This window comes from Agathobaculum sp. NTUH-O15-33, assembly GCF_033193315.1.
Taxonomy (GTDB): Bacteria; Bacillota; Clostridia; order Oscillospirales; family Butyricicoccaceae; genus Agathobaculum; species Agathobaculum faecihominis_A.
Genome location: NZ_CP136187.1, coordinates 443,621 through 466,592 on the forward strand (window position 1 = coordinate 443,621; position 22,972 = coordinate 466,592).

Consider the following 22,972-nt stretch of genomic DNA (forward strand, 5'->3'; position numbering starts at 1 on the left):
GCACAAACTAGCAAAACAGCAAAACTTTTTTCAGCGCCGCACAAGGCCGCACACATTGGGGAGGCAGCGGTGCCCTGTACCCGCAATCCGCTATAGCGGGGATGATGCGGGGAAGGAGGGACGTCGTTTCGATGCGGCGTCCGCCCACAGAGCGATGAGAGACCGGTACTGCGCAACGGAGGACTGCGAACCATGTCAGGCGGGGAACCGAGCAGCATTAAGCAGAAACCATCGTGTGCCGCAGATCTGCCGATCTTGAGCTCGACGTGCGGAAAGGCAATCGGGAAGGCGATCTCGAATTTCCCGCGTGCGGTCTTGTGGGGCGCTGAAAAAAGATCAAATGCGCTTTTGCATAAAGTTCATAGACTGAGGCGGGCATACGCCCGCCTCTTTATGGTATTATTGATGGAAAGGGGCGGTGTGCATGTATCAGGCGCTGTATCGGAAATGGCGGCCCATGACGTTCGCGGATGTAATCGGGCAGCAGCATATCACGGATACGCTGCGCGCGCAGCTCGTTTCCGGCAGGCTCAGCCACGCCTACCTGTTTACAGGCACGCGCGGTACGGGCAAGACCACCTGCGCCAAGATCCTAGCGCGCGCGGTCAACTGTGAAAACCTGCAAAACGGAGACCCTTGCGGCGAATGCCCGGCCTGCCGCGGAATTTTGGACGGCTCGGTGCTCGATGTGACCGAGATTGACGCGGCTTCCAACAACGGCGTGGACAATATCCGCGATTTGCGGGATGAAACCCGCTATACGCCCGCGCAGGTAAAAAAACGTGTGTTCATCATCGACGAGGTGCATATGCTGTCGACCGGCGCGTTCAACGCGCTGCTAAAAACGCTCGAGGAGCCGCCCGGGCACGTACTGTTCATCCTCGCGACGACCGAGATACACAAGGTGCCGGCCACCATCCTGTCCCGCTGCCAGCGGTTTGATTTCCGCCGCATCGGGGCGGAGGACATCGCCCGCCGGCTGCTCGACATCGCGGCAAAGGAACAAATCGAGCTGACCGAGGGCGCGGCCCGGCTGATCGCCCGCCTTGCGGACGGCGCCATGCGCGACGCGCTCTCCATGCTCGACCGCGCGGCGGCTTCCGGCGCGGTGAACGAGGACACGGTGACGAGCGCCCTCGGCATCCTTGGACAGGACGACGCGGTGAGTCTGGCCGAATACTTTAAAAAAGGCGATTTAGCGGGCGCGATCGCGCTGCTTGGCGAATATTACAACGCGGGGCGCGACCTTGCCGCTGTGTACGACCAAATGCTCACGCTGATTCGCGACGCGCTGCTGATCAAAACCGCGCAGCAGGACGACGCGGCACTCGCGGCGCTGATCTCTCCCGCCTATTCGGTGAGCACGCTCAAAAAGCTGTGCGACGGATTGGCGGCTTCCACGCTGCTCGCGTGGAGCCGGGGCATCGGCGCGTCGCTTGACCGGATGCGCAGCGCCTCCAACCGCCGGATCGAGGCCGAGCTATGCGCCGTGCGTTTATGCACGATGGGCGCGGAGCAGTATGACTCGCTTGGCGGACGTCTGGAAGCGATTGAGGAAAAACTGAAAAACGGCGTGCCGGTCGCGGTCCCGGCGGCTGCTCCGGCGGCGCAAGCGGCGCCGGAGGACGGCCCGCCCCCGCCGGGCGATGAGGACGCGCCTCTCCTCGCGGAAGAGGACGGCGGCGCGGCGCAAAGCGCGAAGCCCGCGGCAAAGCCGGTAGATAGCTGGCCCGCATGGCCGCGTCTGCTGGAAGCGCTCACCGGCAAGATCAATACGGGCGCGCACACGAACTTAAAGCTTTCCGCGCGGGGCGTGATGGAGGACGGCGCGCTCGTTCTGCTGTGCGAGGACGGGATTACCGCCATGTTGGCAAAGGCTGAACCGACCATGAAGGCCATCCGCGAGCAGGCGGCCGTTTTGGCGGGCGCGCCGATTAAGGTAAAGGTGCGGGAAGCGGACGCCGCTCCGCCGCCGCAGACCGGCGGCGCGGATGAGCTGATGGATCGCGCAAAAGCATTCCATATAGAAATACATGAACTGTAAGATACGAATTTAAAGGAGGACATCGTTTCATATGGCAAAGGGAAAATTTGGCGGCTTCGGTGGAGGCGGCATGAACATGCAGGCGATGATGAAGCAGGCGCAGAAGATGCAGGCCGATATGGTCAAGGCGCAGGAAGAGATCGCCCAGATGGAGACTGAGGCGACCGCCGGCGGCGGCGCGGTGACCGTGACCGTTTCCGGCACGAGCGAACTGAAAAAAATCGAGATTAAGCCCGAGGTGGTCGATCCCGACGATATTGAAATGCTGCAGGATCTGATTCTCGCGGCGGTGAACGAGGCGTTCCGCACGGCCCAGCAGAAGAGCCAGAGCCAGATGTCCGCGATCACCGGCGGTATGGGCGGCTTAGGCGGCATGGGCGGCGGCCTGTTCTGATGGACTACTTTGCGCCGCCCGTGGAGCGGCTGATCGAAGAATTTGCCAAGCTGCCGGGCATCGGACAAAAGACCGCCCAGCGGCTGGCTTTTCATGTTCTGACGCTGCCCATCGAAGCGGCCGACCGCTTTGCGGACGCTATCCGCGACGCGAAGGCGAAGACCTGCCTGTGCAAGCGGTGCCAGAACCTGTCGGACAGCGAGACCTGCCCCATCTGCGCCAACGCTTCGCGCGACCAGAAAACGGTTTGCGTGGTGGCCGATCCGCGCGATGTGATCGCGTTTGAGCGCACCAAGGAATACGGGGGGCTGTACCATGTGCTGCATGGCACGCTGTCGCCCCTGAACCACGTCGGGCCGGATGATATCCGCATCCGCGAGCTGGTGCAGCGTGTCGCCGACGAGGATGTGCAGGAGGTCATTCTGGCCACCAATCCGGATACTGAAGGCGAGGCGACCGCGATGTACATCTCGCGCCTTTTAAGCCCGTTTGAGATCAAAATCACGCGGCTGGCCTATGGCGTGCCGGTCGGCGGCCATTTGGAATATGTGGACGAGGTCACGCTGACCCGCGCCCTAGAGGGCCGCCGCGAGCTGTAACGCCCCGCCCGCCACCTGCTTTAATTCATCCACCGGGAGGAAACCAACCTGTGTCAAACCTAGTCAAAGAAATTGAAAACCGGCGCACATTTGCGATCATTTCGCACCCTGACGCCGGCAAAACCACAATCACGGAAAAATTCCTGCTGTACGGCGGCGCCATTCAGGAAGCCGGTATGGTAAAGGGCAAGAAAAACAGCCGCCACGCCGTGTCCGACTGGATGGAGATCGAAAAGCAGCGCGGTATTTCAGTCACCAGCTCGGTTTTGCAGTTCCAGTATAACGGCAAGTGCATCAACATTCTGGACACGCCGGGCCATCAGGACTTTTCTGAGGATACCTACCGCACGCTGATGGCGGCGGATTCCGCCGTTATGGTCATCGATGCGTCCAAGGGCGTGGAAATGCAGACGCGCAAGCTGTTCAAGGTGTGCGCGATGCGCGGCGTGCCCATTTTTACCTTCATCAACAAGATGGACCGTGAAGCGCGCGACCCATACGAGCTGCTGGAGGAGATCGAGAACGAGCTCGGCATCGGCACCTATGCGGTCAACTGGCCCATCGGCTCCGGCCCGCGTTTCCGCGGCGTGTATGACCGCATGGACGATCAGGTGATCCAATTTGACGGCGCGGATTTTCGGCATGAGATCAAGGCGACCCGCCTGTCGATCGACGACCCGATTCTGGAAGGCACGATGCCAAAGGAACAGTATGATACCCTGTGCGACGATATTGAGCTGCTCTCCGGCGCGGGGGATGCGTTCGATCTGGAAGCGGTGCACGCGGGCAAGCTGTCGCCGGTATTCTTCGGTTCGGCGCTGACCAATTTCGGCGTGGAGCCGTTTTTGGAAAAATTCCTTGAAATGTCCACGCCGCCGTCCCCCCGTAAGGCTGATATCGGCGTGATCGACCCGTTTGACGAGCATTTTTCCGCGTTTGTCTTTAAAATTCAGGCCAATATGAACAAGGCCCACCGCGACCGCGTGGCCTTTATGCGCATCTGCTCAGGCAAGTTCGAGCGCGGGCAGGATGTGCTGCATGTACAGTCGGGTAAAAAAATGTCCCTTGCCGCGCCGCAGCAGCTGATGGCGCAGGACCGCTCGGTCGTCGACGAGGCGTACGCGGGCGATATCATCGGTATTTTTGATCCCGGCGTGTTTTCCATCGGCGACACGGTGTGCGATCCCAAGCGCAAATGCGTCTATTCCGGCATTCCGACCTTTGCGCCCGAGCTGTTCGCGCGCGTCCGGCAAAAGGACACGCTTAAGCGGAAGCAGTTCGTCAAGGGCGTGGAACAGATCGCGCAGGAAGGCGCGATACAGATCTTCCGCGAGCCGAACTCCGGCATGGAGGAGGTCATCGTCGGCGTGGTGGGCGTTTTGCAGTTTGAAGTGCTCGAATACCGCCTGAAAAACGAGTATAACGTCGAAATCATCCGTGAGATGCTTCCCTATGAGCACCTCCGCTGGGTCGAAAACGACGAGGAGGACTTTGATATCAAGTCGCTCGTACTCACGAGCGATACCAAGCCGGTGCAGGACTTCCGGGGCAATTATCTGCTCCTGTTCACCTCGCCTTGGAACGTCACCTATGCGACCGACCACAACGAGGGCCTGCGCTTGGCCGAATTTTCGGAAAACACCTGAGCGTTCTGCCGATCAGAAGAGGTGCCTAGGAAAGAAAGGTACCTTCAAAATAAACTTGACATAATAGCAAGGTACCTGTATAATGAAAATACAAGGTACCTTGCTATTATTTTTTTAGGAGGCGTGATCCATGTCTGATCTGAACGAACAATTACTGGAACAGCTTTTACAACTCAGCGCACAGCTGCACCGGTTCCAGATACTGCGCTACCGGGATCGCGGGCCGCTGGGCAATCCGCACCGTGGGCAGGGGCGGGTGCTGTCTATTTTAAAGCTGCAACCCAAAATCAGCCAGAAGGAATTGAGCTATCTGCTTGATATGCGCAACCAGTCGCTGGGCGAGCTGCTGGGCAAGCTGGAGCAAAAGGGCTACCTGACCCGCAAGCCGTCGGAGACCGACCGGCGCACGGCTATGATCGAGCTGACGCCGGAGGGCGAAGCCGCGGCAAACAGCGTGGGGGACGACCAAGGCGATACCGATAAGCTTTTTGCTTCCCTGTCCGACGAAGAGAAGGCCGAGCTGGAGGAATATCTGGCCCGCCTGATCGCCTCGCTGGAGGAAACCTTGGCGCAAGCCGGCGCGGACGACCGGCGGCCGGGCTTCGACGGCCCGCCGCACCGTGGCCCGCACCACGGCGGCCCGGACCCGCGTTTAGCGTTCGGCGGTCCGCATGAGCCGCATGGTCCCCGCGGCCCGCTTGACCGGAGGGGCGGATGGGGCGCGCCGCATGAAAGGCCGCCCTTTCCCCGCGGCTGGGCCGATGCGTCCGATGAGAGGCAACCTCCCGAGGACGACGGCCGCGAGCAGCCGTAAAGGGGGCTTGCTATGCGTGTTTCGCCGGAACGGCTGAAGGCATTCAGCGACGGCGTGATGGCCATTGCCATCACGCCGATGGCGTTCGGATACCGCTGCCCGAACAGTTTGACCGGGCGGGTGTTTTAAGCTTGCTCGCGGCGGCGCGCGGCGGATAACTGAAGAAAACGCGGCCCGCATGGAATGGGTTCCATACGGGCCGCGTTTTATTTGTGTTTATGTGAGGGGATCGTCCTCACGGGCCTTTACCGCGCGAAGATACAGCCAAAACAGCGCGAGCATGATGATATAGCCCACATACTGCGCCGCGATGCTCAGCATGTACTGCTCCATCATCTGAAAGGTCGCCGCGACGACCGAGCAAAGCAGCGGCGCGTAGAAGCACCAGCGAATCCGGCGCGCGGGAAAGGCGTAGCCCTGCGGGATGATGCGCTCATCCAGCGCCCAAAACAAATTGAATTCGCTGAGCAGGTTGAAGATGCCCCCGGTCATGATCAGCAGCAGCGCGAAGATGGAAAGCGTGTCGACCGCGATCTGACGCTGCATCAGCAGCGAGCAGACGATCGAAAGGGCAAGCAGCACGACTGTGATGATCTGATACGCAAAGGCGCGGCCAAAGCGCACGGATTCGTCCGCAAGGCGCTTGAGATGAAGCACCATGATGGCGTAAGCCGCGAGGGAAAGCAGGCTGCCGGCGACGTTTACGGCAAAAGAATCGGTCAGCCCGGTCAGCCCTGCCAGCGCCGAGATCAACAGGGCGATCCAGATGGCGCGCAGGCTCGTATAGATTTTCATAGGGTTTATTTGCCTCCTTTAATCTTCCTATAGTATAACATGGAAATAAGAAAAATTAAATTATTTTTGGGAAACCTCTTGACAAGTGTGTGCGAATGTATTATTGTATTATCATCATAGTACAGAAGTACAGAGAGGAGCACGGCTATGCAATGGCAACTGAGGGGCGACCGGCCGATCTATCAGCAGCTGATGGAACAGCTGACCGAGCAGATCGTAAGCGGAGTACTTGGGGCGGGCGACAAAGTGCCGCCGGTGCGCGAGCTTGCGGCGGAAGCGGGCGTGAACCCGAACACAATGCAGCGCGCGCTGGCAGATTTAGAGCGGGAAGGCCTGCTGTATACCAACCGAACAAGCGGACGATACGTTACGGAGGATAAGAAAATGATCGATTCGGTACGCGAACGGATAGCGGCCGACCGCATCGCGGAGTTTCTATCCGGCATGAATCAACTGGGGTTTACCAAGGAACAAATCATAGCGCTGCTGGATAAGAGCAGCATCAAGGAGGGGGAGAAGCATGGAGAAAACAAATGATCTTGTCGTTTGCCAAGGGCTGACCAAGGTATTTGGCACAGTGCGCGCACTCGACAACCTGAATTTGAATTTGGAGCGCGGCCGCTTTATCGGCCTGCTCGGCCCGAACGGCTCGGGCAAGACCACGGCGATCAAGCTGCTCAACGGTCTGCTGCAGCCGACGAGCGGAACGGTCACGATCGACGGACACGCGCCCGGCGTATACACCCACAGCGTGGTGAGCTACCTGCCCGACCGGCCCTATCTGAACGACTGGATGAAGGTTTGCGATCTGCTGGACTTTATCGGCAACTTCTATAAGGATTTTGACAAGGTAAAGGCCAACGATATGCTCAAGGCTTTGCAGATCAGCCCGTTCGACCGACTGAAAACGATGAGCAAGGGCACCAAGGAAAAGGTACAGCTCATATTGGTCATGAGCCGCAAGGCGCAGCTTTATCTGCTCGACGAGCCGATCGGCGGCGTTGACCCGGCCGCGCGAGATTATATTCTCAACACAATTCTTTCCAATTACAGCGAGGACGCGACCGTGCTGCTGTCCACGCATTTGATCGCCGATATCGAGCGCGTGCTCGACGAGGTGATCTTCCTGAAAAACGGTGTGCTGACGCTGCATGAGAGCGTGGATACCATTCGCGAGGAGCACGGAAAATCCGTCGATATGCTGTTCAGGGAGGTGTTCGCATGCTAAGGAAACTGATAGGGTACGAGTGGAAGGCGTGCGCGCGCGCCTGCCTGCCGGTGTACGGCGCGCTGCTGGTAGTGGCGCTGATCAACCGCGTATTTTCCGCTTTAGACATGGGCCGCTTTTTGGGCGGCATGCCCGAGGTGCTGGCCGCCATGGCCTACTTCGGCGTTATGGTGGCGGTGTTCGTCGTCACGACAGTCATCCTCATCCAGCGCTTTTACAAAAGCCTGCTCGGCGACGAGGGTTATCTGATGTTCACCCTGCCGGTCACCGTGACCCAGCACATCTGGGCCAAGTCCATCATCGCGCTTGTGATGAGCTTTTTAAGCTGCATCGCTTCTGTGCTCAGCGTGGTGATCCTGTCGGCAAACAGCAGGCTGCCGCGCGATATCGCGCAGTTTATCTCCGAGATTTTCCATATGTTCGCCCGATCGGAGTACGGCGCGGCAAACAGTGTGTTCTATATGATCGAAGCCATTCTGCTGGTCGTACTGTTCAGCTTGGCCGGCCTGCTGTTTATCTATCTGTGCATCGCGCTCGGCCATCTGGCGAAAAAACACCGCGTGGCCATGGCCATCGTCTGGTACTTTGTGCTCACCACGGTGATGCAGTTCCTGTTCAGCATGATCTTCTTCACCACGGGCGGCCAGAACGTCTTTGAAGCAATGTTCCGCTGGGTCAATCATATCCCGGAGGCGGTCGCTATCCATGTGGGCCTACTGGTACTGTGCCTTGGCGCGGCGATTCCCGGAGCGATCTTTTTCCTCGGTACGCGCTATGTGCTGAAAAATAAATTAAATCTTGAATAAATAATACGGATTTCTTAAGAAATATACCACGTCCGGCGAAAGATTTTCACGGTATGATAAGACCATGGAAGGGAGGGGAACCGCATGACAGCCGTTATCACACAAACGCTGAAAAGACACACCGCTCGCGCGGCGCGGCGCTACAACGCCTACGAGCTTGCCATGCTGTTCTTCGCCTTTGCGATGATCGGCTGGGTGTGGGAGGTTTTCCTGCACATCATGTTTGACGGCGAGCTTGTCAACCGAGGGACGATGCTAGGCCCGTGGCTGCCGATCTACGGTGTGGGCGGCGCTATCGTGACGGCGCTTTTGCGGCGGCTGGCCGACCGCCCCGTCGCGGTGTTCCTCGCCTCGTCCGCCCTGTGCGCCGCCATCGAGTTTATCGCAAGCGTTTATCTGGAAGCGGTGTACGGACTGCGCTGGTGGGATTACAGCGCCTACACCTTCAACATCGACGGCCGCGTCTGTCTGGAAACGACGGTGGGCTTCGGCATCGGCTGCTGCATCGCGCTTTATATCGCGGCGCCCGCCATCGCGAACCGGCTGGGCAGCTTGCCGCAAACGGCAAGGCGCGTTCTGTGCGCCGCTCTGATCCTGCTGTTTGCCGCGGATTTTGTGTATTCCACCATTTCCCCGAACACGGGCAAGGGCATCACGGACGACGGCCCGGGTCAGGCCTTTGTGCAGGTGGACCCTACCGAAGTGTCGCAGCTAAACCTAATGGCGCTTACGGTCGTATACCCGCACCAATAAATTTCGTTTGAGCCGAAAGGCTTGCGCGCCCCCTTTTTCTCTGGTATGATAACTGTGAGAGAAAGGGGGCGCGCTTTTATGAAATGCAATAACTGCGGCGTTAATTTCGACGATGAGGATCGCGTATGTCCTATGTGCGGCACACCGGCCGGCGCGGGTAAAAAGCGGTATATGCCGCATTACACCGAGTATGGACATACGGATCACACGGACGGCTCCTGCACCCACCGCACCTTTACGCAAAAATATACAAGCAAGCAGCCCGCGCGTTCCGCGTCGTCCGGCGCGGGGCAGAGAAAAAACTCTTCCAAAAACGTGCTGGTCATCGTGGTGGTGATCGTGCTGGGCATGCTGCTTTCCGTGATACCGGAAGTTTTACAGGAAATGCGGCAGGCCGTCGAGCAAGTCGGCTGGAGCGCGCAAGGAGGCACCCCGGAACCCGAGCCGGAATCGGACTATTATGATTACGAAGCCAACCGCGTTGTACCGGCGGAGGTGCTAGGCGAATATCAGGCGGTGGACACGGGATTGGGCGATTTTATCCTGATGCTTGATGATGAGGATAATTATATTTTTGCTTTTGAGGGCGATGGCTGGCGCTATGACGAGTCCGGCTGGGCATGGTGCGTCTATAACCCGCCCGAGCAAGAACTGTATCAGGATATCTACACGCCGGATCGGTATGATAGCTATACGCTGTGTTTGGATTTTGAGGAAGCCGGCGATGTAGGCGGCACGCAGCCTGAAACCATCGCGGCGCATATCGAGCAAGGCGAAATGTGGATGCTTGTCTACGTGTCGCAAACAGACGGATCGATCGTGCTGGACGACGCCTACGGCGACGCCGGTGTGTTTTTCGGCGGCAACCAATTCCTGCCGCTGCAATCGATACAAAAAGGATAAAGTAAAAGCTGCTCAAAGGATTTTGAGCAGCTTTTCAGACTGTCAAAAAACTATTTTGACAGTCTGTCGATCGAAACAAAGCCCCATTTCGATCGAGTATTCCGGCTTCTGCGCGCGCCTTTTAGGCACACTTGAAGTCGGTTTGTATAAAATCCGAGATACATGCTCCCGGATTTTATGGATTTTGCTCTTGCGGCAAAATCCTATTTTATGCGCGCTACGGCGCGAGGGGTTATTTGACACGCTGAAAAGCTGCTCAAAGGATTTTGAGCAGCTTTTTTTATGCAGTTAGTCGCGCAGCAGGGGCAGGCTGCCGGTAAGCTTGTTCACCTTTTTCTTGGCCCCGCAAATGGCGACGCCAAGGTAGGTTAGATCGTTTTCGCTCGCCGCTTTCATTTTATCGATAAATATGTCGTAGGTATTGCAGCCCTGCGCCACATCGGAGAAATCCACCGTGGTCAAATCGGCGAAATCGGGCTCGTAAAGCCGCTGGCGGATCGACTTGATCTGTTCCGCGTTGCTTTTTAGAATGGGCACGGGAAGCGCGACGATGCCGAGGTGCTCGCTGCCCGTGCCGTCGGTCACGTCGGCCCCGACGGCTTCGGGTATTTTCTTGCCCAAGGTGATGCCCAAGATCGCCGCGGTGTTCGCGATCAGGCCGAGCGGCAGATTCTCATCGATCACCATCACGCATTTTTCATTCTGGTAGTCCATTTGTTTTCCCTTCCTTTGCAGTTGTTCGGCGCTCCGAGAGAAGCAGGCCCGTCAGTGTCAAAACAATGCCCACGCAGGCGAGCGGGGTGACCCTTTCGTGCAGAACGAGCACGGAGGCGACGGCGGTGATCACGGGCACCATGTAAATATACAGGCTGGTCTTGATCGCGCCCAGCACCTGTACCGCGAAGTTCCAAGTGACAAAGCACAGAGCGGACGCGCCCAGACCCAAAAACAGGATCTGGAATAGGTTTTTGGGATCGGCAAAGCGCGCAAAGCCCCACTGAAAGTCAAAAAAGAACAGGGTGGGCAGCATGAAGAGCATGCCGTATAAGAACACCCGCCGGGTCGTGAGCAGGATGGGCTGGCCAAAGGAGCTGATCCGCTTGGTCAGCACCGCGTAGCAGGCCCAGACAAAAGCCGCAAGCACCGCCAGCAGATCGCCGATGGGGTTGAGTTCCAGCCGCGCGCCGTTGAAGCTGATCAGGCAGATGCCGGTCATGGCGACGGCAAAGCCGATGAAGAACTGCCCCCGCAGCTTTTCGCCGTCCTTGATGACGAAATGGCTGAGCATGGCGGTGAAAAACGGCGAGATCGAGATCATCACGCCCACATTGGAAGCGAACGTATAGGTCAGCGCGATGTTTTCGAGCAAGTAATACAGGCAGATGCCGCACAGACCGGCGGCGGCAAAGGTGAGCTCCTGCCGGCGGCCTGTGCCGGTCAGGCGGCGCGGACAGATGAGCAGCAGTGCGAAAAAGCCGATCAAAAAGCGGAAAAACAAAATTTCCACCGGCTGGAACACGGTCAGTAAAAGCTTGGTGGAGATAAAGGTCGTGCCCCAGATCAAGATCGTGACGAGGGCGGCAAGATGGCCCAACGTGCCTTGGCGTTCCATATTATTTGCCCCCCGTCTGTTCTTTGAAGATATCCCGGTAAGCGGCGGGCGTCAGCCCGATAAAGCGGCTGAAATAGCTTGTAAAATGGCTTTGGTCGGAAAAGCCGGTTTGCATCGCGGCTTCAAGCGGCGAAAGCCCCTTTTCCAGCAGCTTTTTCGCTTCGCCCACGCGCACGGTTTCCAAATAGCGGTAGGGCGTCACGCCCTTGGATTTGGTAAAGGCGCGCAGCAGCGTCGACCGGCTCAGCCCGGCGCAATCGCAGATCTGGTCGAGCGATATGCGCTCGGCGTAGTGCGCGGACAGAAAGGCGCAGGCCCGCTCGATCTCCTCGCGGCATTCGGGGATGCAGCTCGCGAACGGCCCACCGTATTTCTGTATCAGCAGGGAGAGCAGAAAAAGCAGCTCTTCTTCCTTGGAAAATTCGCGCGAGCCGTTCATGATCATTTCGTGCAGCGGGTGCAGGCAACACGCGATCTCCTCGTCGATCACAATGGTTTCGGAAAAACCGGGCAGCTCGCGCTTGCCCGTCACCTCTTCCGCCAATTCCAGCATCACATCGGTTGGAATATTGAGCGCCCGGTAATCCAGCAGACTGTCGCCGATCGGGGAGCAGGCGTGGTTGTCGCCGGGATTGAAAAGGACAAGATGGCCCCGCTCCAGATTGTACTCCTTATTTTTACAGCACAGGTGGCGCTGGCCGCCCTCGATCAGGCCCACCACGAAATATTCGTGAAAATGGTTGGGGAAGCATTGCACAATGCCTTCCAGCCGGTAGGCTTCGATCCGCAGCTCCTCATCGTACACCACGGTGCGCGTTTCTTTTTTCATGGGTGTTTCCTCCTTGCCGTTTCCTATTGTACCACCCTGAAGGGTAAAAAGGCTTGTACAATATCTTCATTTTATGGCAAAGAAAAAATTAGTAATGGTACACCGCGCGGTAACGGCGCAGGCATAGGCAGGAAACGAACAGCGTCGTCAACTCGGCCACCGGCACGGCCAGCCATACCCCGGTCGCCTGAAAAAACAGGGGCAGCGTTAAAATCCCCAACGGCAGCAGGCAAAAGGTGCGGAGAAAGGAGATGCCGGCGGATACCTTGCCGTTTGACAGCGCGGTAAAAAACGCCGAAGCAAAAATATTGATCCCGCAAAAGAGAAAGCTGAAGGGAAAAATGAAAAAACCATGGCGCGCGATCTGGTAGACTGCGGTGCCGGGCGGCGCGAAAATACCGACCAAGGGCGCGCCAAAAACAAAAGAAAGCAAAAAAATAAGCAGCGACGCCGCGCTGACGACCGTAAGGCAGACCCGAAACAGCCGCCTTAAACGGGTATGATCGCCCATACCGTATTGGTAGCTGACGACCGGGGCCACACCCATGGAAAAGCCGATAAAAAACGTGGTCAGTAAAAACTGCGTATAGATCAGGATGGTGATCGCGGCAACGCCCGCTTCGCCCAGCAGCCGCATCATGGCGGCGTTGAAGAGGAAGGTGGTAACAGCCGCCGCAAGCTGGCTGACAAGCTCGGACGAACCGTTCAGGCAGCTTTGCGCCAGCATGCGAAAATCCCATTTGGGGCGGCAAAACCGAAGCGGCCCCCTGCTGCCAAGGAAGAATAAGAGCCCGGCCGCGGCGGCCACCAGATACCCCGCGCCGGTGCCGAGCGCCGCGCCGGTGATGCCCAGACCCAGCGGCGCCATGAAACAATAGTCGAGCGCGATATTGATTACGCCCGCTGCGGTGGACAACGCCATGCCGAGGCCGGGGCGGCCGGCCGCCACGATCAGGCTTTGAAAAAGCACCTGCAGCATGCTGGCCGGAGTGAAGAGCAGCAGGGGGATGAGGTACGCCCGGCAATAGGGAACCAGCCGTTCGCTCGCGCCGAGCGCGTAAATGATGCGGTCGGCGAATACCGTGCCCAACAGGGCGACGAGCACGCCGAGTGCCGCGCCGGTCAGCACGACCAGCGTAAAATTCTGCCGCGCCTTTGTGTGCGCGCCCGCGCCCATTTGCCGGGCGATGACCGCGCTGCTGCCGGTGGACAGCATAGCGCCCAACCCAACGATCAGATTGATCATGGGGCATACGATATTGAGCGCGGACAGCGCGTCCGTCCCGGCGAACCGCGCGACGAATATCGTGTCGGTGATCGTATAAAGGCCCATGAACAGCATGGTCACGATGGTGGGCGCGGCAAAGCGCAGCAGGGAAAACAGATCAAAATCACGCGCAAGGGCGTTTTCCGGTTTACACATCGCCGTCGCCCTCCATTTGCTCTTTGCGCAGAATAAAGCGCTGCGTCGGATAGCCGAACTCGGTCAAAAGCTCGGCCTCGGCAAAGCCGAGGCTCTTGATGACCGCGCGGTGGCCGGGATCGGCTTTATCGCCCTCGCGGAAGGTCGTAATGCTGACGGGCGTTTGCTCGGTCAGCTCGTCCAGTACCCGCCGCACGAACGCTTGGGCTATGCCGCGATCTCGGTACTGGGGGTGGATGCCGAAAAAGTCGATGCTGCCCGCTTCCGGACAAAAGGCCAAAATGCCGATCGCGACCTCGCCGTCCTTCATGATCAGCGCCCGCTTTTCTTGAATCTGCCGGTGCAGCGTCCGCAAATATTCCGCTTCGTTCAAATGCGGAAAGCCGTCCACAACCATGCGCACCAGCGCCATCCAAGCGGGAATGTCGCGCTCCGCGGCGGGCACGATATCGCGTCGCCAATCGATCTCGCCCTTGACCGGCGTGGGCGAGGCGTGCAGTTCGTATCGAAGCTGCAACGGATAAAACTCTCCCTCGTCCCGAAACTGGCCCGGCGCCTTTTTATACATGGCCCGAAAGGTGTTCGTGAAGGCCTGTTGGCTTTCATAGCCCGCGAGCAGCGCGATCTCGATAATCGGGCGATCCGAGAATACCAGAAGCTTGGCGGCCTCGGTCAGTCTGCGGCGCTGTGCATAGTCGTGGATCGTCATGCCGACCGTGGAGACGAATATGCGGTGCAGGTGGTATTTGGAATAGTGTACGGCCGCCGCGACGCCTTCCAGATCCAGCTTTTCGGTTAGGTGCGTTTCGATGAACTGGATGGCGGCGGCAACATTTTCAATATGGTGAAGCATGGGTTTCCCTCCTTTCTTTCGATTATAGCAAAGCGGAAATCGGCGGTTTTCATGTTTCTTGCTCTTCTGTATCTGGATATGGTGCCCGAAAATCAATGCTGCCCCCCATTTGCCAAAGCAAATGAAGGGCAGCAGGCAGGGAGGTAACGGTCATTTTTTTTGCAGGTTGCGCAGCGTTTCCGCCACGTTTTCCTGATGCAGCTCGGCCGCGTTAAAATGCAGATAGTGAAAATTTAGGTTGAATAGCGAGCCCAGCCCTAACGCGGCGATCACCGTGCCGATACCGACCTGACCGCCAAGCAGCCAGCCGGAAAGGATTACGATCACCTCGACCGAGGCGCGGCACAGACCGACCGAGCGTCCCGTCTTGCGGGCGAGCGCCACCATCAGCGCGTCGCGCGGACCGGAGCCGAGCGCGGACTGCATATACAGATAGGTGCCGAAAGCGAGCAGTTCCAGCCCGCCAAGCAGCATGAGAATACCGGACCACAGGCTGTGCATCGCAGGGATCCAGCCGAGGGCGAGCAGGCTGTCGATAAAAATCGCGCATAAAACAATGTTGATAACGGTGCCAAAGCCGAAGCTTTCCCCGCACAGCACCGCGATGCCGATCGCGGCCGCGCCGACGATCACCGAAGCCGTGCCGTAGGTGATGTGGATCGATTCTGCGAGGCCTTGCTGCAAGACGCTCCACGGCTCCAAGCCGACGTTCGCCTGCAGCATCATCACGATGCCGACCGCGCTGACCAGCAGGCCCAGCGTGAGCACGCCAAGGCGGCGGATGTAGTGGTGCTGTTCCATGCGGTCACCCCTCCGATGCGAACGCGCGCACGGCGGCGGCAACGGCGCCGATATCCTCCGCGGTAACGCCGTAGTGCGTGACCATACGGTATTCGCCGTCCATCAGGCCGGTCACCTTGATGTTTTGGGAAAGCATGAAAGCGGGGTAGCGCGCGGCTTTCTCCGCATTCCAATCGGCGGAGAAAAAGACCATATCGGTCTGGATGCGTTCGTGGAACACCGAAACGCCGGGGATGGCGGCAAGCAGCTCGCCGAGGTAATGGGCGTTTTCGTGGTCCTCGTGCAGGCGGTGGGCCATTTCGCTGAGCGCCAGCTTACCGGCCGCCGCGAGAAAGCCCGCCTGCCGCATCCCGCCGCCAAGCAGCTTGCGCACCTTTTTGGCGCGCAAGATCGTTTCGCGCGGCCCGGCGAGGATGGAGCCGACCGGGGCGCACAGCCCCTTGGACAGGCAACACATCACGGTATCGCAGTACCGCGTCAGCTCGCGCGCGTCGGTTATGCCAAGGTAGGCCGCCGCGTTGTACAGGCGCGCGCCGTCTAGGTGAACGGGCACGCCCTTTTCGTTTGCGGTTTCATATACGGCGCGCATGTTGTCCAGCGGCACAACCGTGCCGGTGGAGTGCGCGTTTTCCAGCACGACCAGCCCGGCGCGGGCGATTTGCAGGTCGCTGTCGTCCGTCAGGCACGCGCGGAGCGAAGCGGGGTCCATAACGCCGTTCGCGCTTTCAGGAAAGCGCGGGGAAACCCCGGCAAGCTGGGCGTAAGAGCCGGCTTCGTGCGCGGCGATATGCGAAGTGGGGGCGAGCACCACGCAGTCGCCCCGCCGGGTCTGCGCCATCAGGGCGCAGGCGTTGCCCTGCGTGCCCGAGGTGACGAACAGCGCGGCTTCCTTGCCGAACAGTCCGGCGGCGTATTCCTCCAGCTCCTTTACGGTGGGGTCGTCGTCGAACACATCGTCTCCAACGGCCGCGTGAACCATCGCGTCCCGCATCGACTGCGTCGGCAGCGTCACCGTGTCGCTTCTTAAATCAATCTCCCTCATGAAGAACACCCTCTCAAAAAACGATCCCGCGTTCGGCGCAACGCGCCGCAGCGACCGGCGCCGCGGCGCCGGTATTGAAATGCTTTATAAAACCGGGGCTCTGCCTCGGTTTTATCCCACGGCCTTTGCCTTTGGACACGTGTCCAAAGCCGCCTTTGCCGTGCAAAGGCGAGGGGGATATCGAAAAAAGTTTCAAGGGAACTTTTTTCGTATCTAAGGGGGACGGAGTCCACCTTAGACGAGGATCCCCCTTAGAGGTACAGTTCTCCCCACCGTCCGCAAGGGGCGAAACCGATGCGGCGGTATAGCTCCGCTACTTCGTCATATCCCGCGATCAGCCGGGGGGTCTTGCCCTTTTGCAGGATGCGCTGCGTCAAAAAGCGGCTGATATAGGAGCCCAGCCCCTGATGGCGGTATTCGGGCACAACGGCGATCGCCGCGAGCACGCCGCATTCGTCGTCCTCCGATACGATGCAGCCCGTGCCGACGGCTTTGCCGTCCCGCTCCAGCTGGTACAGCTCCAGCAGGCCGCGGCCCTGCTTCTGAGCGATGTCGCCCGCCCAAGAATCATACTCGAAATGCGTGCGGTAATATTCATGGCTGCGCCCCAAAACGTCGAACACCTTGGCTTTGTCGCCGGGTACGATATCGGGAAATTCCGCATGCGAAAGCGGGCCGCGGTATACCATGTAGTAGGAGCTTTCCGTCGTTCCGCCGAGCAGTCTCTGCAAATCCTGACATTGCGTCCAGTTGGTGTCCACTTCGGTGATTTGCTCCCGGCGGACAAGGTCGGCGATCACCTCGCTGTCGGCCCGTTCGTCGGAGGAAATGACCAGAACGCTGCCCGCTTGGTACAGCGCGGCGGCGGGCTCGCGCCCTTTGATGCAGACGTAGAACCGGGCGCGCGGGTCGCCAAGGCCGTAGGCGCGCAGCGCGGTTAGCGCTTTGGAGCCGAACACATGCTCATGCCCACACGCGGCCGTAAAGGCAGGGATCTCGGATACGGTGAGCGGCAGCAGCATGGCGTCACTCCTCCTTTTTCACTTGGGATAAGTATCGGTACACGCTGGCCTGCGAGCAGTGCAGCGCGTCCGCCACGTCCTTGACGGCGCCCTTGAGCAGGAAAATGCCGCTGGCTTCGAGCGCGGCAATGATCTGCACGCGTTCATCCGCCGTGGCGCGCTCCGCCGTGACGCCGAGCGCGTCAAGCTCGCGCCCGACCGCGTCCGCCGCGACCGCGTCGATCGTGTTGTGAAAAATCTCGGTCGGCGGGGTGATGTGGCGCGGTTTTTCGGTAGCGGTCTGCCGCAGCTGCAGGTTTTCGTCAATAAAAGCGTCCGGGTGACACAGCCGCAGGATGTCGTCGCTCACGGACTGGTAGCGGCTGTCGTCAAAATTAATGCACAGCATGCCGATCAGCCGCGCGCCCTGTTTGATGAACAGCGTGGAGGAGCGGAGCATTTTGCCGTTTGCCGATACGCCGCGGTAGTGCAGCAGATAATCGGAGGATTCGTAGGTTTTATCCATCAGGATCTGCAGCGCGACATTGGTGAGCGGCGCGCCGACCTGCCGGCCGCTGACATGGCTGTTGGCGATCGCAATGATCGAACGGTTTCGGTCGGTCAAATCGTGTAGAGCGATCTCGTAGTCCGGGCCGAGCGCCTCGCCGAGAAATTCGGTCAGCTTAACATAATGTTGCAGCAATGGGGTTGCCATAGGATCCACCTCGTTTCTGTTATCATAAGAAAAATTTATAAAGAAACAACGCTATGCAAAAAACAGGCGCATATATAGCACCCGTTTTTCTCTTACTTTCATTATAGCGTACCGCAATTGGCTTTGTCAAAAGAGAATAAAATAAATTATTACAATAATAAGGGATAAATTCTCATCAAAATGACAATGGTTATGGATAGTTTCCATAAAAGAAAAGCGCGATTCTGATAAATAATACAAAATGCACAAAATGGCATTGACAAAAGTTTATTTTGGTGATAAATTAGTTGCACAGAGAAAGGGAGGCGGGAACGAATGAAAAATGTAATTGCTACGGATCGAGCGCCGGCGGCGATCGGCCCGTACTCGCAGGCAGTTTCCACGGCAGGCCTGCTGATCACCTCGGGCCAGCTGCCGATCGACCCCAAAACCGGAGCTTTTCCGGAGGGTATCGCGGAGCAGACCCGTCAGTCGCTCATGAACGTAAAGGCCATATTGGCTGAAGCGGGCGTCGGCATGGACCGTGTGATAAAAACCACGGTTTTTCTTAGCGACATGAACAATTTTGCCGCTATGAACGAGGTGTACGCCACCTTCTTCGGCGAGGGCGGTTTCCCGGCCCGCTCGGCGGTCGAGGTCGCGCGTCTGCCTAAGGACGCGCTGGTAGAGATCGAAGCGATCGTGGCTCTGTAAGGCGGGGCGGTGGCCCCAGCCGGTTTTCCTTAGTCAAAGGTACTGTCCGCCAGTCGCATCAGCCGGAAGTCAAAAACCGGCGACCGATGACCGGGGTATCTCCAAATTAATGAAGGCGCAAAAGCGCCAAATATGGAGGTAACATAGTATGAAAGAGTATCCGTTGAGCGTTCCCGCCCCGCACCATTTTACATTTGCGGTCCGCGACCTTCCCGACGTCACGGTCGAGCAGCGCGAGCGCGCACTGAAAGCCACCCATTATAATGAGTTTGCCTTCCCCTCCGGGATGCTGACTATCGATATGCTGTCCGATTCCGGCACCACCGCCATGACCAACCAGCAGTGGGCGTCGCTGTTTTTAGGCGACGAGGCCTATGGCCGCAACACCGGCTACTATGTACTGCTGGACACCTTCCGCGACATCTTCGAGCGCGGCGGCGAGAAGAACTGGAAGAAGATTATCGATTTGGTCCGCACCGATTGCCGCGATGTGGAAAAGATGATGGATGAGGTTTATCTCTGCGAGTACGAAGGCGGCCTGTTCAACGGCGGCGCCGCGCAGATGGAACGCCCCAACGCTTTCATCATTCAGCAGGGCCGCGCGGCGGAGTCCGTTCTGATGGAGATCGTCAAGAAGATCCTCGCCCAGCGCTATCCGGGCAAGGTGTTCACCATCCCGTCCAACGGACACTTTGACACCACCGAAGGCAATATCAAGCAGATGGGCTCTATCCCGCGCAACCTGTACAACAAGGAACTGCTGTACGAAGTACCCGAAGGCGGCAAGTACGAGAAGAACCCCTTCAAGGGCAACATGGATATCGAAAAGCTCGAACAGCTGATCCAGACCTGCGGCCCGGAGAACGTGCCTCTGATCTTTACCTGCATCACCAACAACCCCATCTGCGGTCAGGCCGTTTCCATGGCCAACATCCGCGAGATCAACCGCGTTGCCCATAAGTACGACATCCCGCTGGTATTCGACGTTGCCCGTTGGGCGGAAAACTGCTACTTCATCAAGATGAATGAAGAAGGCTACGCCGATAAATCCATCGCCGAGATCGCGACCGAGATGTTCTCCTACTGCGACGCGTTCAGCATGTCTGCCAAGAAGGACGGCCACGCCAACATGGGCGGTATGCTGGCCTTCCGCGACAAGGGCCTGTTCTGGAAGAAATTCTCCGACTTCAACGAGGACGGCTCGATCAAGACCGACGTTGGCGTTCTGCTCAAGGTCAAGCAGATCTCCTGCTACGGCAACGATTCCTACGGCGGCATGTCCGGCCGCGATATCATGGCGCTGGCTGTCGGCCTGTACGAGAGCTGCGACTATAACTACATGAGCGAGCGCGTGGAGCAGTGCAACTATTTGGCCGAGGGCTTCTACAATGCCGGCGTCAAGGGCGTTGTCATTCCCGCGGGCGGCCACGCCGTATACATCAATATGGATGAGTTCTTCGACGGCAAGCGCGGCCACGACACATTCTGCGGGCAGGGCTTCAGCATCGAGCTGATCCGCCGCTACGGTATCCGCACCGCAGAATTGGGCGACTACTCCATGGAGTATGACCTCAAGACGCCGGAGCAGCAGGCCGAGCTGGCCAACGTGGTTCGCTTCGCGATCGACCGCAGCCGTTTGACCAAGGAGCATTTGGACTATGTAATCGCCGCGGTCAAGGCGCTTTACGAGGACCGCGAGAGCATTCCGAACATCCGTATCGTATGGGGCCACAATCTGCCGATGCGTCACTTCCACGCATTTTTGGAGCCCTACCCGAACGAGGAAAAGTAATCAACCGGCAGACGGAACAATCTGTGCGTAACCTGCGCCGCGTGGAAAGTGCGCAGGAAGAATGATTGGAAAACGTCCGCGGAAAAGTAAAGAGTTCCGCGGACGTTTTTTTCGGGTTTGAAAGAGAAAAAAGGGGTGTGACTACATATGAGTAACGAGACCACTACCAGCCGCGACGGCTTTAAAAGCAAGTGGGGCTTTATTCTGGCCTGTATCGGCTCCGCAGTAGGCATGGGCAATATCTGGCGTTTCCCGATCATGGTGCAGAAATTCGGCGGTTTGACATTCTTGATCCCGTATTTTATTTTCGTCGTACTGATCGCGTCCTCCGGCGTTATGGAGGAATTCGCCCTTGGCCGCCGCGCGGCGGCGGGCCCGGTAGGCGCGTTTGGCATGTGCACCGAGGAGCGCACGGGCAAGAAGGGTTCGGGCGAGCTGATCGGCGCGATCCCGATCATCGGTGCGCTGATGCTGGCCATCGGCTACACGGTCGTTTTAGGCTGGATCTTCAAGTATACGTTTTTGTCCATTTCAGGCGGCTTGTTCGGTCTGGGCACCGATATGGGCGCGATCGGCGGCGCGTTCGGCGCGACCGCGCCGGAAGCGGAGCACTTGGGCGAGGCCATCGGCATGATGGCGTCGAACGGCTTCTTCGGAATTGGCAACGGCGTTTGGCAGCTCGTTGGTCTGGTTGCTTCGCTGGCCATTATGGCGCTTGGCGTTGCGGGCGGCATTGAGAAGGCCAACAAGATTATGATGCCTGTTTTGTTCTTCCTGTTCCTCGCGCTCGGCATTTACATCGCCACGCTGCCCGGCTCGTCCGAGGGCTATAAGTACATCTTTACGTTAAGCCCGGGCGGTTTGCTCAATCCGCAGGTTTGGGTGTTCGCGTTCGGTCAGGCGTTCTTCTCGCTATCCGTCGCGGGCAATGGTTCGGTCATCTATGGCTCTTACCTGAGTAAGAAAGAGGATATCCCGAACTCCGCGCGTAACGTCGCGATATTCGATACGCTGGCGGCGCTGCTTGCGGCCTTCGTTATCATCCCGGCCATGGCGTCTGTTCTGGGTTCGGGGATCAGCGAAGTATCCGGCGGCCCCGGCCTGATGTTCGTCTATCTGGTCAACGTCTTTAACGCGATGCCCGGCGGCCGTATCATCGGCATGATCTTCTTTATCTGCGTGCTGTTCGCGGGCGTGTCGTCCATCGTCAACCTGTATGAGGCGCCGGTCGCCTTCCTGCAGGAAAAGCTGAAGTTCAACCGTCTGGCGGCGGTCGGAGGGATCGGTATCATCGGCGCGATCGTTTCCCTCAGCATCCAGCCTTGGACCTCGCAGTGGATGGACGTCGTTTCGATCTATATCTGCCCGCTGGGCGCAATGCTGGCCGGCATCATGTTCTTCTGGGTGCTCAAGAAAGAATCGGCGCTGGGTTCTGTCAACGAGGGCGCGAAGAAGCCTATCGGCAGTTGGTTCTATCCGCTTGGTAAGTACATCTATGTGCCGCTTGCACTGCTCGCGCTGATTTTGGGCGCAAAATACGGCGGCATCGGCTGATCTAAAAAACTATCCCATCCCCCCTTTCCCACGCATCGCCCGCAGCCTATCGGAGACTGCGGGCGATTCCCTTTGGCGTGGGCGGAAAATCGCAAAAAAGGAGAGTACTATGAACGCTAACCTGCGTGACAAAATCAACGGCGCGGTGACCGTGATCGAGATCGGACTGGGCGTCATCATCCTGCTGGCCTGCGTGATCTCGGGCGTCGGCATTCTCTTTTCCACGGACTTTGGGCTGCTGCTGGAAAACCCGGACTATTTACAGGCCCGCTTGTCGGATGCCTGCCTGATCATCATCGGTATCGAGCTGGTCAAAATGATCACCAGCTATACGATCGATTCCGTGGTGGACGTTATGCTGCTTGCTGTGGCGCGGCAGATGATCGTCGAGCATACCGCGCCGCTGGAAAACCTGCTGGCTGTTTTGGCGGTCGGCATTTTGTTCGTCATCCGCAAGTATTTGTACATTTCCCAGATCGACAAGCGCCAAACCAAGCGCGAAGTCGAAGCGGCAATCCGCGCACAGGTCTTCGAGCCGGACAAGCCGTATGAAAAGGAAGAAACGCAATAATAAAAATACACTGCCTTGGGGCAGTGTATTTCAGCGTGTCGACTTTGTCGACACGCTGTCTAGGGGGCATCCAATGCCCCCTAGATACTCGACCAGTTCCGGAG

General features: G+C 58.3%; 24 protein-coding genes and 1 other RNA gene. 15 read left to right on the forward strand and 10 right to left on the reverse strand.

Features of this window, described 5'->3' with window-relative positions:
- Window positions 1-46 precede the first annotated feature (46 nt).
- The 6 genes from ffs (at window position 47) to RWV98_RS02275 (ending at window position 5,497) form a co-directional block, all read left to right on the forward strand.
- An RNA gene (ffs, locus tag RWV98_RS02250) (signal recognition particle sRNA large type) lies at window positions 47-313 on the forward strand.
- 111 nt (window positions 314-424) lie between these two features.
- A complete protein-coding gene (dnaX, locus tag RWV98_RS02255; RefSeq protein WP_317863490.1) occupies window positions 425-2,044 on the forward strand; it encodes a DNA polymerase III subunit gamma/tau in 1,620 nt (539 codons plus the stop codon).
- 31 nt (window positions 2,045-2,075) lie between these two features.
- On the forward strand, window positions 2,076-2,438 hold the full coding sequence (locus tag RWV98_RS02260; protein WP_280961653.1) for a YbaB/EbfC family nucleoid-associated protein: 363 nt from the start codon (window positions 2,076-2,078) through the stop codon (window positions 2,436-2,438).
- Complete coding sequence (gene recR, locus RWV98_RS02265; protein ID WP_280961654.1) at window positions 2,438-3,037, forward strand: recombination mediator RecR; 600 nt, start codon at window positions 2,438-2,440, stop codon at window positions 3,035-3,037. Before RWV98_RS02260 ends, recR begins: the two co-directional genes overlap by 1 nt.
- Before the next feature lie 50 nt (window positions 3,038-3,087).
- Entirely contained in the window at window positions 3,088-4,683 is a 1,596-nt protein-coding gene (locus tag RWV98_RS02270) for a peptide chain release factor 3 (protein WP_280961655.1), read from the forward strand.
- A gap of 130 nt (window positions 4,684-4,813) precedes the next feature.
- On the forward strand, window positions 4,814-5,497 hold the full coding sequence (locus RWV98_RS02275; RefSeq protein WP_317863491.1) for a MarR family winged helix-turn-helix transcriptional regulator: 684 nt from the start codon (window positions 4,814-4,816) through the stop codon (window positions 5,495-5,497).
- Between the two features lie 216 nt (window positions 5,498-5,713).
- Here the strand turns inward: RWV98_RS02275 and RWV98_RS02280 are convergent, their stop codons facing one another.
- Window positions 5,714-6,292 carry a hypothetical protein gene (locus RWV98_RS02280; RefSeq protein WP_280961658.1) on the reverse strand — a complete coding sequence of 193 codons (579 nt, stop codon included), beginning with the start codon at window positions 6,290-6,292 and terminating at the stop codon, window positions 5,714-5,716.
- A gap of 147 nt (window positions 6,293-6,439) precedes the next feature.
- Here RWV98_RS02280 and RWV98_RS02285 point away from each other — a divergent pair, with 147 nt between their 5' ends.
- From RWV98_RS02285 to RWV98_RS02305, 5 genes are all read left to right on the forward strand, one after another.
- Window positions 6,440-6,829: a GntR family transcriptional regulator gene (locus RWV98_RS02285; protein WP_280961659.1), complete on the forward strand. Its 390-nt coding sequence runs from the start codon at window positions 6,440-6,442 to the stop codon at window positions 6,827-6,829.
- Window positions 6,813-7,520 (forward strand): ABC transporter ATP-binding protein, encoded by a 708-nt coding sequence (locus tag RWV98_RS02290; protein WP_317863492.1) that lies wholly within the window; start codon window positions 6,813-6,815, stop codon window positions 7,518-7,520. Before RWV98_RS02285 ends, RWV98_RS02290 begins: the two co-directional genes overlap by 17 nt.
- Complete coding sequence (locus tag RWV98_RS02295; RefSeq protein ID WP_317863493.1) at window positions 7,514-8,326, forward strand: hypothetical protein; 813 nt, start codon at window positions 7,514-7,516, stop codon at window positions 8,324-8,326. The genes RWV98_RS02290 and RWV98_RS02295 overlap by 7 nt, the downstream gene beginning before the upstream one ends.
- Window positions 8,327-8,410: 84 nt before the next feature.
- Window positions 8,411-9,079, forward strand: coding sequence for a putative ABC transporter permease (locus RWV98_RS02300; RefSeq protein WP_317863495.1), 669 nt, complete (start codon window positions 8,411-8,413; stop codon window positions 9,077-9,079).
- 78 nt (window positions 9,080-9,157) lie between these two features.
- On the forward strand, window positions 9,158-9,982 hold the full coding sequence (locus tag RWV98_RS02305) for a hypothetical protein (protein ID WP_317863497.1): 825 nt from the start codon (window positions 9,158-9,160) through the stop codon (window positions 9,980-9,982).
- A 288-nt stretch (window positions 9,983-10,270) separates the two neighbouring features.
- Here RWV98_RS02305 and RWV98_RS02310 read toward each other — a convergent pair whose 3' ends face one another.
- The 9 genes from RWV98_RS02310 to RWV98_RS02350 all read right to left on the reverse strand — a co-directional run bounded on the left by RWV98_RS02310 (window position 10,271) and on the right by RWV98_RS02350 (window position 18,258).
- A complete protein-coding gene (locus RWV98_RS02310) occupies window positions 10,271-10,696 on the reverse strand; it encodes a DUF2000 domain-containing protein (RefSeq protein ID WP_280961664.1) in 426 nt (141 codons plus the stop codon).
- Window positions 10,680-11,594: a DMT family transporter gene (locus RWV98_RS02315; RefSeq protein WP_317863499.1), complete on the reverse strand. Its 915-nt coding sequence runs from the start codon at window positions 11,592-11,594 to the stop codon at window positions 10,680-10,682. The genes RWV98_RS02310 and RWV98_RS02315 overlap by 17 nt, the downstream gene beginning before the upstream one ends.
- 1 nt (window position 11,595) lies before the next feature.
- Entirely contained in the window at window positions 11,596-12,423 is an 828-nt protein-coding gene (locus tag RWV98_RS02320; protein ID WP_280961666.1) for a helix-turn-helix domain-containing protein, read from the reverse strand.
- Between the two features lie 88 nt (window positions 12,424-12,511).
- Window positions 12,512-13,846 carry an MATE family efflux transporter gene (locus tag RWV98_RS02325; RefSeq protein WP_317863501.1) on the reverse strand — a complete coding sequence of 445 codons (1,335 nt, stop codon included), beginning with the start codon at window positions 13,844-13,846 and terminating at the stop codon, window positions 12,512-12,514.
- Window positions 13,839-14,699 (reverse strand): GNAT family N-acetyltransferase, encoded by an 861-nt coding sequence (locus RWV98_RS02330; protein ID WP_317863503.1) that lies wholly within the window; start codon window positions 14,697-14,699, stop codon window positions 13,839-13,841. The genes RWV98_RS02325 and RWV98_RS02330 overlap by 8 nt, the downstream gene beginning before the upstream one ends.
- A 150-nt stretch (window positions 14,700-14,849) precedes the next feature.
- Window positions 14,850-15,500, reverse strand: a complete 651-nt coding sequence (locus RWV98_RS02335; protein WP_317863504.1) for a YczE/YyaS/YitT family protein — start codon at window positions 15,498-15,500, stop codon at window positions 14,850-14,852.
- Window positions 15,501-15,504: 4 nt separating this feature from the next.
- Window positions 15,505-16,542, reverse strand: coding sequence for a threonine aldolase family protein (locus tag RWV98_RS02340; protein ID WP_280961670.1), 1,038 nt, complete (start codon window positions 16,540-16,542; stop codon window positions 15,505-15,507).
- A 251-nt stretch (window positions 16,543-16,793) separates the two neighbouring features.
- Complete coding sequence (locus tag RWV98_RS02345) at window positions 16,794-17,564, reverse strand: GNAT family N-acetyltransferase (protein WP_280961671.1); 771 nt, start codon at window positions 17,562-17,564, stop codon at window positions 16,794-16,796.
- Window positions 17,565-17,568: 4 nt separating this feature from the next.
- A complete protein-coding gene (locus tag RWV98_RS02350) occupies window positions 17,569-18,258 on the reverse strand; it encodes a helix-turn-helix transcriptional regulator (RefSeq protein ID WP_280961672.1) in 690 nt (229 codons plus the stop codon).
- A gap of 315 nt (window positions 18,259-18,573) precedes the next feature.
- Here RWV98_RS02350 and RWV98_RS02355 point away from each other — a divergent pair, with 315 nt between their 5' ends.
- The 4 genes from RWV98_RS02355 (at window position 18,574) to RWV98_RS02370 (ending at window position 22,868) form a co-directional block, all read left to right on the forward strand.
- Window positions 18,574-18,951 carry a RidA family protein gene (locus tag RWV98_RS02355; protein ID WP_317863507.1) on the forward strand — a complete coding sequence of 126 codons (378 nt, stop codon included), beginning with the start codon at window positions 18,574-18,576 and terminating at the stop codon, window positions 18,949-18,951.
- Between the two features lie 148 nt (window positions 18,952-19,099).
- Entirely contained in the window at window positions 19,100-20,743 is a 1,644-nt protein-coding gene (locus RWV98_RS02360) for a tryptophanase (protein WP_317863508.1), read from the forward strand.
- Between the two features lie 147 nt (window positions 20,744-20,890).
- On the forward strand, window positions 20,891-22,297 hold the full coding sequence (locus tag RWV98_RS02365; protein ID WP_317863509.1) for a sodium-dependent transporter: 1,407 nt from the start codon (window positions 20,891-20,893) through the stop codon (window positions 22,295-22,297).
- A gap of 109 nt (window positions 22,298-22,406) precedes the next feature.
- Entirely contained in the window at window positions 22,407-22,868 is a 462-nt protein-coding gene (locus tag RWV98_RS02370; protein WP_280961676.1) for a phosphate-starvation-inducible PsiE family protein, read from the forward strand.
- Window positions 22,869-22,972 lie beyond the last annotated feature (104 nt).